This is a genomic window from Campylobacter concisus, assembly GCF_003048775.2.
Lineage (GTDB): Bacteria > Campylobacterota > Campylobacteria > Campylobacterales > Campylobacteraceae > Campylobacter_A > Campylobacter_A concisus_I.
Genome location: NZ_CP049272.1, coordinates 1730300 through 1743877 on the forward strand (window position 1 = coordinate 1730300; position 13578 = coordinate 1743877).

Annotated in this window: 16 protein-coding genes; 5 read left to right on the forward strand and 11 right to left on the reverse strand. The window is 37.1% G+C overall.

What is annotated here, in order from left to right:
* Positions 1-2 precede the first annotated feature (2 nt).
* The 8 genes from rpsC to rpsJ are packed head-to-tail and all read right to left on the reverse strand — an operon-like array spanning position 3 to position 3967.
* On the reverse strand, positions 3-701 hold the full coding sequence (rpsC, locus tag CVT17_RS08710; RefSeq protein ID WP_002941650.1) for a 30S ribosomal protein S3: 699 nt from the start codon (positions 699-701) through the stop codon (positions 3-5).
* 1 nt (position 702) lies between these two features.
* Positions 703-1035, reverse strand: coding sequence for a 50S ribosomal protein L22 (gene rplV / locus CVT17_RS08715; RefSeq protein ID WP_009295259.1), 333 nt, complete (start codon positions 1033-1035; stop codon positions 703-705).
* An 11-nt stretch (positions 1036-1046) separates the two neighbouring features.
* Complete coding sequence (rpsS, locus tag CVT17_RS08720) at positions 1047-1328, reverse strand: 30S ribosomal protein S19 (protein WP_002941639.1); 282 nt, start codon at positions 1326-1328, stop codon at positions 1047-1049.
* A gap of 2 nt (positions 1329-1330) precedes the next feature.
* A complete protein-coding gene (gene rplB, locus CVT17_RS08725; RefSeq protein WP_103641425.1) occupies positions 1331-2164 on the reverse strand; it encodes a 50S ribosomal protein L2 in 834 nt (277 codons plus the stop codon).
* A gap of 1 nt (position 2165) precedes the next feature.
* Complete coding sequence (locus CVT17_RS08730; RefSeq protein WP_002941535.1) at positions 2166-2447, reverse strand: 50S ribosomal protein L23; 282 nt, start codon at positions 2445-2447, stop codon at positions 2166-2168.
* 1 nt (position 2448) lies between these two features.
* The gene (rplD, locus tag CVT17_RS08735; RefSeq protein WP_021092445.1) at positions 2449-3063 is read right to left on the reverse strand and encodes a 50S ribosomal protein L4; all 615 of its coding nucleotides are present in this window, start codon (positions 3061-3063) and stop codon (positions 2449-2451) included.
* Positions 3060-3638 carry a 50S ribosomal protein L3 gene (rplC, locus tag CVT17_RS08740; protein WP_002941563.1) on the reverse strand — a complete coding sequence of 193 codons (579 nt, stop codon included), beginning with the start codon at positions 3636-3638 and terminating at the stop codon, positions 3060-3062. Before rplC ends, rplD begins: the two co-directional genes overlap by 4 nt.
* A 20-nt stretch (positions 3639-3658) precedes the next feature.
* Positions 3659-3967, reverse strand: a complete 309-nt coding sequence (rpsJ, locus tag CVT17_RS08745) for a 30S ribosomal protein S10 (RefSeq protein ID WP_009295257.1) — start codon at positions 3965-3967, stop codon at positions 3659-3661.
* A gap of 257 nt (positions 3968-4224) precedes the next feature.
* On the opposite strand from rpsJ, the gene CVT17_RS08750 reads away from it, so the two are divergent.
* From CVT17_RS08750 to CVT17_RS08765, 4 genes are all read left to right on the forward strand, one after another.
* On the forward strand, positions 4225-7203 hold the full coding sequence (locus CVT17_RS08750; RefSeq protein WP_107858987.1) for an Eco57I restriction-modification methylase domain-containing protein: 2979 nt from the start codon (positions 4225-4227) through the stop codon (positions 7201-7203).
* A 44-nt stretch (positions 7204-7247) separates the two neighbouring features.
* A complete protein-coding gene (locus CVT17_RS08755) occupies positions 7248-8342 on the forward strand; it encodes an ATP-binding protein (RefSeq protein WP_107858986.1) in 1095 nt (364 codons plus the stop codon).
* 78 nt (positions 8343-8420) lie between these two features.
* Complete coding sequence (locus tag CVT17_RS08760; RefSeq protein ID WP_107691607.1) at positions 8421-9275, forward strand: S-adenosylmethionine tRNA ribosyltransferase; 855 nt, start codon at positions 8421-8423, stop codon at positions 9273-9275.
* Complete coding sequence (locus tag CVT17_RS08765; protein WP_107858985.1) at positions 9275-9826, forward strand: ribonuclease HII; 552 nt, start codon at positions 9275-9277, stop codon at positions 9824-9826. The genes CVT17_RS08760 and CVT17_RS08765 overlap by 1 nt, the downstream gene beginning before the upstream one ends.
* A gap of 45 nt (positions 9827-9871) precedes the next feature.
* Here CVT17_RS08765 and tpx read toward each other — a convergent pair whose 3' ends face one another.
* The 3 genes from tpx to CVT17_RS08780 all read right to left on the reverse strand — a co-directional run bounded on the left by tpx (position 9872) and on the right by CVT17_RS08780 (position 12226).
* Complete coding sequence (tpx, locus tag CVT17_RS08770) at positions 9872-10396, reverse strand: thiol peroxidase (protein WP_107858984.1); 525 nt, start codon at positions 10394-10396, stop codon at positions 9872-9874.
* Between the two features lie 14 nt (positions 10397-10410).
* Entirely contained in the window at positions 10411-11553 is a 1143-nt protein-coding gene (locus CVT17_RS08775; RefSeq protein WP_107858983.1) for a trans-sulfuration enzyme family protein, read from the reverse strand.
* A gap of 217 nt (positions 11554-11770) precedes the next feature.
* Complete coding sequence (locus CVT17_RS08780; protein WP_107687371.1) at positions 11771-12226, reverse strand: DIP1984 family protein; 456 nt, start codon at positions 12224-12226, stop codon at positions 11771-11773.
* A 99-nt stretch (positions 12227-12325) separates the two neighbouring features.
* Between CVT17_RS08780 and CVT17_RS08785 the strand changes: the two genes are divergently transcribed.
* Positions 12326-13492 carry a MalY/PatB family protein gene (locus tag CVT17_RS08785; protein WP_107858982.1) on the forward strand — a complete coding sequence of 389 codons (1167 nt, stop codon included), beginning with the start codon at positions 12326-12328 and terminating at the stop codon, positions 13490-13492.
* Positions 13493-13578: the final 86 nt, after the last annotated feature.

Below are 13578 nucleotides of genomic sequence, written 5' to 3' on the forward strand. Positions count from 1 at the left end.
AATTATTTACCTCTTCTTGCTCTACGTGTTTTCTTAGGTGCTTCTTCTTCAGTTTTCTCAGGTTGAACACCTTTTTGAAGAACTTCACCTTTAAAAATCCATACTTTAATACCTATGTTTCCATAAGTCGTATGAGCCTCAGCTACACCATAATCTATCTTTGCTCTAAGAGTATGAAGCGGAACGCGACCTTCTAGATACCACTCGGTTCTTGCCATCTCAGCACCACCTAAACGACCAGCAACTGAAATTTTGATACCTTTAGCGCCTGATTTTTGAGCACCTTGGATAACTTTTTTCATAGCACGTCTAAATGCGACACGCTTTTCAAGTTGCATAGCTACGTTTTCAGCAGCAAGTTGAGCTGAAGCTTGAGCTTTTCTTTCTTCTTTGATATTTACATTTACTTCTTTACCGATAAGTTTGCTAACTTCGTTCTTTAGGTTTTCAACATCTTGACCTTTTTTGCCGATGATGATACCAGGACGAGCTGCAACTACGGTTACACGAAGTTTTTTAGCCGTTCTTTCGATTAGAATTTGGCTGATTCCTGCATAGTAAAGTTTTTTCTTTAAAAATGCACGAATTTTGTAATCTTCACCGATATTTTCAGGAAGACTTTGTTTGGTTGGAAACCATCTAGATTCCCAGTTGCGGTTAATTCCTAGTCTAAGACCTATTGGATTTACTTTTTGTCCCATATTATGCTTCCTTCTTTTCAGGTTTAGATACTTCTACCATTACATGAGAAGTAGGTTTGCGAATTTTGCTCGCTGTTCCTCTTGCTCTTGGTCTAAATCTCTTTAATACAGGACCAGCGTCAACGCGGCAACTAGTTACTACAACCTCTTCTGGCTCAAATCCGCCATTTGCTACTGCTGAGCTAATAGCGTTTGCTATAAATTTAGCACCACGATTTGGCATAAATTGCAAGCTTGCAAGTGCTAGCTCGGCATTCATGCCTTGAACTTCTCTTGCTATAAGTCTTGCTTTTGTAGGAGAAAGTCTTACGAATTTTATAATTGCTTTACTCATATTATCTCCCCTTACTTGCCGATTTTCTTTTGCACTGAGCCTTTGTGACCCTTAAATGTGCGCGTTGGAGCAAATTCGCCAAGTTTATAGCCTATATGATTTTCTGTAACATATACAGGAATAAAGCTCTTGCCATTATGAACGTTAAATGTTAGTCCAATCATTTCAGGTACAATCGTGCTACGTCTTGACCAAGTCTTGATTGGTTTGTTATCGTTTGCATTTTTTGCGGCAATAACTTTTTTCATTACATGATCATCTACGAAAGGACCTTTTTTGAGTGATCTTGCCATCTCTATTTTCCTTTCCTTCTTGAAATTATAAGCTTATCACTAGCTTTTTTACGGCGAGTCTTAGCACCTTTAGTTGGTTTACCCCATGGAGTAACTGGGTGACGGCCTGAATTTTTCTTACCTTCACCACCGCCGTGTGGGTGATCAACTGGGTTCATAGCAGAACCACGTGTTTGTGGGCGGATACCGCGGTAGCGATTACGTCCAGCTTTACCGATAGTGATGTTAGCCCAATCTTCGTTGCCAACTACACCAATACTTGCCATACACTCAGCTAGTACTTGTCTCATCTCGCCACTTGGCATTCTTAAGATAACGTACTTCTCTTCTTTACCCATTAGCTGAGCATAACCACCAGCTGAACGAGCTATCTGAGCGCCTTTGCCAGGTTTTAGCTCCACGTTATGAACGATAGTACCAACTGGGATAAATCTTAATTTCATAGCGTTGCCTGGTTTAATATCTAGTGAGCCCTCATCGATAGATGCGATAACGTCGCCAACATTTAGGCCATTTGGTCTAATAATATAGCGCTTTTCACCATCTTTGTAAGCTATAAGAGCGATACGGCAGTTTCTGTTTGGATCGTATTCGATTGCTTCAACTTTACCTTCTATACCAAATTTGCGACGTTTAAAGTCGATGATACGATAAAGTTTTTTTGCACCTGCCTCTTTATGTCTTGAAGTTATACGACCATTGTTATTTCTACCGCCAGATGCAGGTAGTTTAACAAGCAAGCTTCTAACGCTTGGTTTAGCTGTTATATCTTCAGAGCTTAGTCCAGTGATATATCTGCGACTAGGTGTATATGGTTTATATGATTTTATAGCCATCTTACGCCTCCGTATTTTCTAGGCTTACGCCTTCAGGTAACTTAACGTAGAATTTCTTTATCTCGTCACGTTGGCCTGCTCTTCCTCTAAAACGCTTAACCTTGCCGCTAATTCTAAGTGAATTTACGCGAACAGGCGTTACTCCAAAATACTCTTGTAAAACCGCTTTTAAGCTGTTTTTTGTAACTCTTGGTGAAGTTTGGATAACAACAACGCCTTGTTCTTGAAGGCCTAGAGTTTTTTCTGTATAAATAATTGTTTTGATATCAGTTATATCCGCCATTTTAGCCCTCTTTTGTTATAGTTTTTAGTGCAGCTTTTTCAATAATAACCGAACTAAATGTAGAGACAAGATAAGCATTTACCTCATTTGCATCTACTACATAGCAGTTTGCTAAATTTCTAAAAGCAAGTAGTGTTTTATCGTCTAGTAAATCTTTAACGATAAGCGCGTCTTTTACTTTTAAATTTTTGATGATATTAGCTGCATCTTTTGTCTTTCCAGACTCGATTGAGATGCTATCTACTGCGAAAATTTTACCATCTTGTGCTTTTACTGCCAAAGCGTACTCAAGAGCTAGTCTTTTTTGTTTTTTATTGACTTTTTGAAAATAGTTTTTCTCGTTTGTTGGACCAAATGCAACTGCACCGCCTACCCAAACGTTAGTTCTAGTTGAACCCGCTCTTGCACCACCACGTCCTTTTTGTCTCCATGGTTTTTTACCACCACCGCTTACAAAAGCACGACTTTTAGTATGAGCCGTATTTGCTCTTATACCAGCAAGGTAAGATTTTACATAAAGATATAGGTTGTGCGGATTTACTTCAGCGTAGCTTGCAGGAAGCTCTAGCTCGCCTGAATTTTCAAATTTATCGTTTAATACGTGAATTTTACTCATTTTACAATCCTTATTTTACCCATTGCACCATTGTGACCAGGAACGCAACCTTTTACAACTACGATGCCATTTTGAGCGTCAAAGCTTATTAGCTCGTTTTTAACAGTAACTTTCTCATTACCCATGTGTCCTGCCATTTTCATACCTGGTTGAACACGACCTGGCCATTCGCAGTTACCAATTGAACCGTGGCGTCTGTGGAAACGTGAGCCGTGGCTTTTTGGACCACCACCAAAACCATGTCTTTTTACCACGCCTTGGTAGCCTCTACCTTTTGAGTTAAAGCTAACTTTTAAAATTTTAGCCTCATTTAATGGTGTAAAGTCTAGGTTTCCAACTTCGCTATTAGCTACTTCAAGCGTAGCAAATTTGTTAAATTCTGCAGTCAGATTGTATTTCTTTTGCTGACCAGCGATAGCTTTGTTGTTTGCTTTAGTGTGGGCATACGCTACGATAGCACGTTTGTTTTCGTCGATCTCACATACTTTAGCCTCAACTAGCTTAAGTAGTGTAACTGGCGTACTCTTCGTGGCAATCGTTCTACTCATGCCTATTTTTTCTACAATATATTCCATACTCTTATCCTTTTGTCCGCTTATTTCATCGCACGAACTTCGACATTAACTTCTGGAGCCAGGTCGAGTTTTGTTAGGCTATCTACAGTTTCTGGAGTAGCAGCTACGATGTCAAGCATACGAGCGTGTATTCTCATCTCAAACTGCTCACGTGAGTCTTTGTTGATGTGTGGAGATTTTAAGACTGTATAGCGTTTGATCTTTGTAGGCATTGGTACCGGGCCACGAACGTCGGCACCTGTTCGTTTGACAGCTTCTACGATTGCTGCAACAGTGCGGTCTAGAACTCTATGGTCGTAAGCTTTTAGCTTTAACCTGATTCTTTCCATGTGTTTTCCTTTAAAAAGAACTTGTCGCAAACTCGCGACCTCTTTACATCAAAATAACTCGCATAGGATCAAGCGATCGTACGAGCAAAGACGCTTGTCTTTTCGTAAAGAGAACGCGATTTTACAAAAAAGCTATTATAGTTGTCAAGAAAAACGTTATTTTTTGATGAATTTTGATTAATTATTTCCTTTTAATAAGGAAGATATAAAATTTAAAAAGATAAGATTCCAAGAAATTAAAATTTTAAAGAGAAAAGATGCCGATCTTTAATACAAAATTCTTACTAACCCAAGATCAAGACGAGGAGAAGCTTAAAAAGCGTTATATAAATTTGCAAATGTATCAGGCAAAAGCTAGCGACATTAAGAGCTTCAAAGAAGAGAAATTTCAAACTCAGTTTCTAAAAGATATCTTTGAAGACTGCCTTGGCTACACTTTGGACACTACTAATCCTACAAATTTCAATCTTGAGCGTGAGAAAAAGAACGAAACTGACGGCAAAAAGGCAGATGGGGCGATACTTATAAATGGCGAAGTTAGATGCGTGATCGAGCTAAAAGATCAGACCACACAGCATCTTGATAAAACTCCGTCCAGCCGCGAGCTTAGCCCAGTGGATCAAGCTTTTCGCTATCTTATCTCGCATGAAAATGCCAAATATGTCGTTGTTTCAAATTTTAATGAACTGCGTTTTTACATCGGCAATAAAACAACATTTGAAAAATTTGACCTTTTTACAGCAAACTTTGACGAGTTTAAAAGACTTCATTTACTGCTTAGCTTTGAGAGCATTAGCACGGATCTGCCGCTAAAGCTAAAAGAGAAATTTGCCACTCACGAGCGTGAAATTTCAAACAAATTTTATAAAGACTTTAGCGCATTTAGGCTCACTCTTTTTAAAAATATTTGCAAAAACAATACTAGCGTTGATAAAAATAGGCTTTTAAGCCTAACTCAAAAACTATGTGATAGGTTTGTCTTTATACTATTTGCTGAAGACCGCGGGCTACTAAGACTTCGCACGATAGCTGAGATAAAAGATAAATTTCAAAACCAAGTTACTGAGCTTAGTTTTTATGACTTTTACAAAATTTACTTTAAAGCCATTGATGAAGGCAGTGAACGTCTTGATATCAAACGCTATAATGGCGGTCTTTTTGCCGCAGACACTGAGCTTGATGCGCTAAAGATAGACGATAGCGTACTTGAAGCACAGTTTTTAAGCGACTATGACTTTTTAAGCGACATCGGTGTAAATATCCTAGGACATATCTTTGAAAGCTCACTAAACGACCTTGAAGAGCTAAATGCGCAAATAAATGGTAATGAATTTGATGCCAAACAGAGCAAACGTAAAAAAGATGGCATATTTTATACACCAGAGTTTATAACAGAATTTATAGTTGAAAATTCACTTGGCATGCTTTGTAAAGCTAAAAAAGATGAGCTAGGGCTTGATCTAAATGAGCTATTAGCACCAAAAAACCCAAAAAAATTAACCAAAGCAGAAAGTGAGATCAAAGACAAAATTTATGCTTACCGCGAGTGGCTCTTATCCCTTAAGATACTTGATCCAGCTTGCGGCTCTGGTGCATTTTTAAACCAAGCTTTAGAATTTCTAATTGCCGAGCATGGCGCATTAGACACTTACCGCAAAGTATATGAGGGCGAGGGCTTGGGACTTTACGATATAGAAAGCACCATTTTAGAAAACAACCTTTACGGCGTAGATATAAATGCCGATGCGGTCGAGATCGCTAGGCTATCTCTTTGGCTCCGCACAGCTGTAAAGGGACGAGTTTTGACAGATCTTAGTAAAAATTTAGTAGCAGCAAACTCGCTTTTAGAATTTCCTTTTGACTTTAAATTTGATGTCGTTATCGGCAATCCTCCCTATGTCAGACAAGAGGCGATAAAAGAGCAAAAGCCTGCCTTACAAGAATATAAAGTTTATAGTGGCACGGCTGATTTGTTTGTCTATTTTTATGAGCTTGGCATTACACATCTAAAAGAAAATGGGTTTTTAGGTTTTATATGTTCAAACAAATTTTTCCGTGCCAGCTATGGTGAAAATTTACGTAAATTTATATTAGAAAATACGCAAATAACACACATTATTGATTTTACTGGGGTTAAAGTTTTTGAAGACGCGAGCGTAGATAGTGCAATTACTATTTTTAGAAAAATAAGAGCCGGTGAAAATTCAAAATTTGATTTCCTAGCTTCAAGTACCATAAATTTAAAAACGCAAAAATTTATCCAAATACCACAATCCACGCTAAACGAAACAAATTTTACTTTTTTAGATAAGAGCAAATTTGAGCTAAAAAGCAAGATCGAAAAAGTTGCAGAGCCATTAAAAAATTGGGGCATAAAAATTCATTCTGGTATCAAAACAGGACTAAATGAAGTATTTATTATTGATAGTGACACCCGTGATAAAATTTTAAATAACTGCACTGGAGAAGAAAGAGAGCGGACACAAAAGCTCATTAGGCCGATCTTAAGGGGTCAAGATATAAAGCGTTATGACTATGAGTGGGCTGGGCTGTGGCTCATTTGCACTTTTCCGGCATTAAAGATAGATATTGAAAATTTTCCAAGTCTTAAGGGATATTTACAAAATTTCTTGCCTTATATAGCACAAAGTGGCGAAACCATAAATGGTAAAAAATGTCGCAAAAAAACATCAAATAAGTGGTTTGAGACGCAAGACAATATCGCTTATTATGAGGAATTCGAAAAAGAGAAAATTTTATGTGCAAAAATTGTGCAAAGTCCAAAATTTGCTTACGATACAAATAATAATATTCCAAACAATACTGCATATTGCATAACTGGCGAAAATTTAAAATTTTTATTAGCTTTTTTAAATTCAACAGCTGTTTATAAAATTTTCAACTTTTTCTATGCTGGAGGCGGACTTGAAGGCGAAATAACAACAAATCGCTTAGAAATTTTGCCTATCCCACAAATCACGCCACAAAATGAAAATTTAGCAAACGAGATAATAAATTTGGTCGATGAAATTTTAAAGGCCAATGGAAAAAACAAGCTTTACGAGAAGCACATGTCTGCTTTAAATCTTGATGAAAAGCTAGAAGCCAAAGAAAATATCGACGCGCTAAACGACAAAATCAAGGCAAGCGACGAAAAAATAGACAAACTTGTTTTTGAGCTTTATGAACTAACAAGCGATGAGCTCGCGCTTATAGCGGGGGGGGGGGGGAATTGACGGTATAACAAAAATTTACATATACATCTTACAAAGGGGAGAAAATGAACCAATTAGAGCTTTATTACAATCAGCCGCTTAAATCAAGTAAATTTATCCCCAGGAAATACGAAATCATCTCGCCAAAAACGCTTATCGTTGGCGCCATTTCAAGTGGCAAAACAGCCCTTGTTTATGAGTTTTTGAGCCATTATAAAAGCGAAGAGAGACTTTATGTAAATTTAGACGATCTAAGGATAGACAGAACCTTACTTTTAGCAAATTTAAAAGAATTTTTAGAAAAAAATACCCAGATAAAGGTGCTCGCAGTTGAAAATTTACAAGCTACTGACCTTGCAAATTTAGACTTTTTAAAGGGCGCAACACTTGAAAATATTATCCTTACAAGCAAGGAATTTTCACTCACGATTGACGGCTTTGCTCGCATAAATTTAAACTATCTCGATTACGAGGAATTTATACTATTTTTTAAGAAAAATTTGGATCAAGATCTGCTTTTTAGCTACTTTTTGGCTCACGGCAACGAGATAGCAAGTGCTTTTTTGGACTCCAGCGAGGTCACAGCTCACTTACAACAGCTCTTAAGAGCAAATTTAAGCGAGCAAAGTATTGCGATTTTAAAAGAATGTGCTCCAAAATGCCACGATATGCTTAGTACTTTTGGTATCTACAAAAACCTAAAAGAGCAGATGAAAATCTCAAAAGATAGTGTCTATAACACAGTAGCCAGCCTTAATGAAAATGGCTTTATAGAATTAGTACCAAATTTAGATGAGAGCAGCACGAGTAAAAAGCTCTACTTTACAAATTTTGCACTTCGCAACGCTTTATACCTAAAAAAGGATTTTTTAGCTGTCTTTGCAAATGTCGTTTTTTGCGAATTGCTTAAATTTAAAGATGAAATTTACTACACAAAAGAGATTGATTTCTTCCTTAATAAAAGGAAGATCGCGATCATCTGTGTACCGTTTTCTGCACCAGAGATCATCTTTTTAAAATTTAAAAAACTCCACGCAAGCTTAAAAGAGCTGGGTGTAAGTAAGCTTCAGATAATCAGCGTCGCAAACCAAGCCGAGCTTAGCTTTGAGGGCATAAAATGCGAAATTTTGCCCTTTTCTAGGTGGAGTCTAGGTTTATAAATTTAAACCTTTATTTGATTATTGTTTTAAAAGCTTAAAGTAAAGAAGCTATAATCAAAAAAACTATAAAGGACGGACATGAGAGCATTTATTGGGATTTTTATACTTATAGTAGGTCTATTTGGCTATGAGATAAATCACGAAAACTGGGCAAAATTTTATAAATTTATTGGTGAGGCAAATGGTATAAAATTTGAAGTTTATATGAACTATTTTAAAGATGAATTTGAAAATTTTAAGCAAAGTAAGAGCTTTAAAGTGCCGGCCAAGATAAGCGGACATATCTTTTTTGATGGTACAAAATACGACTACGAAAAAGGTAATCTTGAGCAAAATAGCAGTGAAATTTCGTCGCTAAATGCTGTATCTGATAAGATAAATTTAGACGTTAAAAATGAAAATGGCGAGCTAAAGGGCAAAATAATCGTTAAAAATAAAGCCTATAATGCAACTATCAAAAAAGAAAAAGAGTATGAAATGCTAAATATTGGCATTCAAATGACCGAAGCAAATGGCACAAGATACGAAGCTATAATTAACGATATATTTGCCAAAGAATCGGCTAAAAAAAATAAAAATAAATTGCTCTCGACACTTTATGACCTAAAAAGCGAGCGTAAAAAATGGCCAAATAACCAATTTGAAAGCCTAGATAACATCTACTATATAAATGACAAAATAAAAAGCATCTGTACCTATAAAAATAACAAAACTAGCTGCGATGTTGTCTTACTTAAAACCAACAAAAAGCTAAAGTTAAAGCAGATTTTTAAAGATATGAACGACCCTCATCTAAAAGCAATCCTCGCAACAGCAGGAGTTAGCGAGAATTTTGTACTTTCGCCACTTGGGCTTACCTTTTTAAACGAGGAGCAAATTAGCGTGCCGCTTGATGAGCTAAGACCTTACTTTAGCGATGAAATCGGACTTTAATGGCAAAAATTTGTGGCATAGATGAGGCTGGACGTGGGGCTTTAGCTGGGCCTTTAAACGTAGCGGCCTGCGTGCTAAATAAAGAAATTTCAGGCTTAAACGACTCCAAAAAACTAACCGCAAAAAAGCGCGAGGAGCTTTTTAAAGAGATTATAAAAAGCTCAAATTTTCTCATCATTTACTTCTCAAACGTCCAGATAGACGAACTTGGACTAAGTGAGTGCTTAAGACGAGCACTCAAAATTTTTAAGGCGCATTTTAAGGATTTTGAGATCATTTACGATGGAAATTTAGACTATGGCGTTGGTATCACAACAATGATAAAAGCTGATAGCAAAGTCTCTGGGGTAAGCGCTGCTAGCATATTAGCAAAGGTTAGTCGTGATAGTTTGATGAAAGGCTGGGATAAAATTTACTCAAAATATGGCTTTTCTAGGCACAAAGGATATGGCACAAAGGCGCATCTAGAAGCCATTGCTAAGTTTGGCTATTCAAGCCTTCATAGAAAAAGTTTTGTAGTAAAGTCTTTTGAAAAATCTCTATTTGACTAAGATTAATCATCTAAGCATCAAATAGATGCTTAGATAATGCCTTTTTTAATGGCAGCCACAACCGCAACTACCGCTACTTTTAATAGCATCAAATACAGCATCGTAGTTTGGCTCTTCTGTCACTTCAGGGACGATTTGTTTGTGAATGATTACGCCATCATTGATGACAAATACAGCTCTTGCGAGTAGTCCTTTTAGTGGGCCATCGCTCATTAAAATACCATAGTTTTTAGCAAATTCTCCGTATCTAAAGTCACTTCCTACACGTAAATTTTCTATGCCTTCAGTCGTGCAAAATCTCCCCATCGCAAATGGCAAATCATTTGAGATGATGCTAAGTTTTACACCATGTTTGCCAGCTACTTTTTCGTTAAATTTACGAGCCTCTGCTGCGCAAACGCCAGTATCAAGTGATGGCAAGCAAACAAGTACTTCTACGCCATTATTTCCGCCTACGCTAAACTCGCTAAGATCTTGCGCTACGACTTTTGCTTCAGGAGCATAAGAGCCTACGAAGACCTCATTTCCACTTAAATTTACCTCACTACCTTTAAATTTTGTAGTTGCCATATCTATCTCCTTTATTATTTTTTTGCTTTTTTAAATGCTTGATCAAGATCTGCTATTAGATCATCAGCGTTTTCGATACCAATTGCTAAGCGAAGCAAGTTTTGCTTTATGCCGATCTTATCTAGCACCTCTTTTGGATATGCCTCATGTGTCATCGTCGCAGGCCTGCAAATGAGGCTTTCTACGCCGCCAAGGCTTACCGCTAGATCAAAAATTTCTAGTGATTTTACAAATTTATTTACATCATATTTTTCATCTAACTCAAATGAGATAAGTGCACCAATGTCGCTTGCTTGAGCCGCTTGCATCTTAGCCTCTTGCTCGCTATATGAGCCGGCAAAATGCACCACGCTAACTGCGTCATTATTCTGCAAAAATTTGATTATTTTATGTGTATTTTGTGTTTGTCTATCAAACCTAACGCTAAGCGTTTTAAGCCCACGTATTAGGTAGTATGCGTCCATCGGGCTTATGATGCCACCAAGTGTGTTTTTAGCAAATTTTATCTTTTCGGCCAAAGCATCATCGTTTAGCGTGACGATACCAGCGATCACATCAGCGTGTCCACCGATATACTTTGTAGCGCTATAAACCACGATATCAGCTCCATGATCAAGCACTCTTTGATAATAAGGCGTTAAAAATGTGTTATCCACGATGACTAGAGCACCTTTTTTGTGAGCGATCTTTGAAATTCTAGCGATGTCTATCACTCTTAAGAGAGGATTTGACGGAGTTTCGATAAATATCGCTGCTACATCGTCACTTATATCATCTTCGCTTAAAAAATTTAGATCATCTATAAATTCGCTCTTTATGCCGTGGCTTTCAAAAACGGTTGTAACATATCTATAAGTGCCGCCATAGACGTTACTATTTAGTAGGACTTTTTGCCCAGTTTTTATAAGGCTAAGTGCCGCCGCTGTTGCTGCCATGCCTGAACCAAAGCTAAATGCATATTTGCTGCCTTCAACCTTTGCAAAAATTTCATCAAATGCTTTTTTGGTTGGGTTACTACCACGCGAATATGCAAATTCTTGAAAATTTTCAAGATCATCTTGCACAAATGTACTTGCTAAAAAAACAGGCGGAATAACAGCTTTATTTGGGTTATTTTTAGCTTCAATGCCTTTTACGATCAATGTGTCAAGTTTCATAAATTTCCTTTTAAAAATTTGTGAAATCTTACATAATAAAGATTAATCTTCCCCAAACCCACCCAAAACGTAGCTAAATCAGTAAGTGGTAGTAACATTTATTTTTAAGAATGCATTTTTTAAATTGCTGGGATAAATTTAAGCTTTTGCTCTCTCCCCGCAAGCCTAATAAATTTTTCTTTTTTACTCGCCTTTAGCTACATTTTCACCATAAATTTTACTCTACAAGATCAACTTGCCAGTTTGCCTCTTGTAGCTTCATATCTAGCTCTCTGATCTCTTTGGATAGCTCGTCTATTTGCTTTTGGAGCGTGGCCACATCAACACTACTTAAAATTTTTATCTCGCTATTTGAGTAAAGATCGACCTTTTGGCTTGCGCTTTTGGCAAAATCCCTAAGCACGCTTGCTTTTTGGCTTAGCGTATCTTTTTTAGCGATCATTTCAGTTAGACTCGCGCCTTCAAATTTTGCACTTGAGTTTGTTAAATTTATAGTCAAGATCAGTCTAAATAGCTCATCGCTTAGCCTATCAAGCTCTTTTAAAAGAAGTTTTGGATCTTCACTAGGTCTTTCATTTTCTTGCATTTTTGCATTATCGAGTAACCTACCTTTTAGCTGCTCTAAACGTTTTTGTGTATCGGCTCTTAAAATGAGAGCCTGAGCTAATTTCATCATTTTTTCCTTTTGAAATATAAATTGAGAGAAAATTTCAAATTATATTAGTATCTTTTGGGTTATAATTGATTTAAAATTTTATTTTAAGGAAAAGCTATGAAGTACGATTTTGATACGCTTATTAGCAGAGATGGCACTAACTCATCAAAATGGCGAATGAAAAATGATGTTTTGCCAATGTGGGTTGCTGATATGGATTTTAAGGCTGCACCTGAAATTTTAAATGCCCTACAAAAGCGTCTTGATAATGGCGTCTTTGGCTACTCATTTATCCCAAAAGAGTGGAACGAAGCGATTAAAGGCTGGTGGAAGAGGCGTCATAATGTTAGCTTTGAAAACGATTGGATGTGCTTTTGCACTGGTGTTATACCAGCGATTTCTACTGCGATTAGAAGATTTAGCAATCCAGGAGATCAAATTTTAGTTCAAGCTCCCGTCTATCATGTATTTTTTAACTGCATAAAAAACAACGGCCGTGAAATTTTATCAAACGACCTTGTCTATAAAGATGGCTCTTATGAGATCGATTTTGAAGACCTTGAAGCAAAGCTAGCTCAACCACTAACAACTATGATGCTTCTTTGTAATCCTCACAATCCAATAGGAAAAATTTGGGACAAAGAGACGCTTAAAAAAATAGGTGAGCTTTGCTATAAGCATGATGTTTTGGTTATCAGCGATGAGATCCACTGCGACATAACAGATCCTGGTCTAAGTTACGTGCCATTTATTAGCGTTAGCAAAGAGTGTAAAAATAACTCAATCACATGCATCTCACCAACAAAAGCCTTTAATATAGCAGGACTTCAAAGCTCAGCTATCATCACACCTAATGAGCAGATACGCGCCAGAATAAATGCGGCTGTAAATTATGATGAGATAGGTGAAGCAAACGCATTTGCGATAACTGCGACAATAGCGGCATTTAACGATAGTCAAACATGGCTTGATGAGCTTAGGGAGTATCTTTTTGAAAACAAAAAGGTCGTTATAAATTTCATAAAAGAGCAAAATTTGCCAGTAAAGCTTCTGCCTTCAAATGCGACTTATCTTTTATGGCTTGATTGCAGCGCGTTTTGCGAGGATTCGAGCGACTTTATGAATTTCTTGCGTGACAAAGCTGGACTTTGGCTAAATGACGGCAATGCTTACAGGGGAGATAGATTTTTCCTCCGTATGAATATCGCAACCCAAAGAGCCAGAGTGCTTGAGGGGCTAAAACGCTTACAAAATGGTATAAATTTATACACTTCAAAAAGATAAATTGAGTAAATTTGGCTGAGTGGCTTTTGAATTTTAAGCTACTCCTGCCTAATATTGATACAGCTCGGGGCACTTTTGAAGCAGTG

Bases quoted from the DNA above. Each gene is read 5' to 3' on its own strand.
- rpsC (WP_002941650.1), bottom strand. From the start codon at position 701: ATGGGACAAAAAGTAAATCCAATAGGTCTTAGACTAGGAATTAACCGC.
- rplV (WP_009295259.1), bottom strand. From the start codon at position 1,035: ATGAGTAAAGCAATTATAAAATTCGTAAGACTTTCTCCTACAAAAGCA.
- rpsS (WP_002941639.1), bottom strand. From the start codon at position 1,328: ATGGCAAGATCACTCAAAAAAGGTCCTTTCGTAGATGATCATGTAATG.
- rplB (WP_103641425.1), bottom strand. From the start codon at position 2,164: ATGGCTATAAAATCATATAAACCATATACACCTAGTCGCAGATATATC.
- CVT17_RS08730 (WP_002941535.1), bottom strand. From the start codon at position 2,447: ATGGCGGATATAACTGATATCAAAACAATTATTTATACAGAAAAAACT.
- rplD (WP_021092445.1), bottom strand. From the start codon at position 3,063: ATGAGTAAAATTCACGTATTAAACGATAAATTTGAAAATTCAGGCGAG.
- rplC (WP_002941563.1), bottom strand. From the start codon at position 3,638: ATGGAATATATTGTAGAAAAAATAGGCATGAGTAGAACGATTGCCACG.
- rpsJ (WP_009295257.1), bottom strand. From the start codon at position 3,967: ATGGAAAGAATCAGGTTAAAGCTAAAAGCTTACGACCATAGAGTTCTA.
- CVT17_RS08750 (WP_107858987.1), top strand. From the start codon at position 4,225: ATGCCGATCTTTAATACAAAATTCTTACTAACCCAAGATCAAGACGAG.
- CVT17_RS08755 (WP_107858986.1), top strand. From the start codon at position 7,248: ATGAACCAATTAGAGCTTTATTACAATCAGCCGCTTAAATCAAGTAAA.
- CVT17_RS08760 (WP_107691607.1), top strand. From the start codon at position 8,421: ATGAGAGCATTTATTGGGATTTTTATACTTATAGTAGGTCTATTTGGC.
- CVT17_RS08765 (WP_107858985.1), top strand. From the start codon at position 9,275: ATGGCAAAAATTTGTGGCATAGATGAGGCTGGACGTGGGGCTTTAGCT.
- tpx (WP_107858984.1), bottom strand. From the start codon at position 10,396: ATGGCAACTACAAAATTTAAAGGTAGTGAGGTAAATTTAAGTGGAAAT.
- CVT17_RS08775 (WP_107858983.1), bottom strand. From the start codon at position 11,553: ATGAAACTTGACACATTGATCGTAAAAGGCATTGAAGCTAAAAATAAC.
- CVT17_RS08780 (WP_107687371.1), bottom strand. From the start codon at position 12,226: ATGAAATTAGCTCAGGCTCTCATTTTAAGAGCCGATACACAAAAACGT.
- CVT17_RS08785 (WP_107858982.1), top strand. From the start codon at position 12,326: ATGAAGTACGATTTTGATACGCTTATTAGCAGAGATGGCACTAACTCA.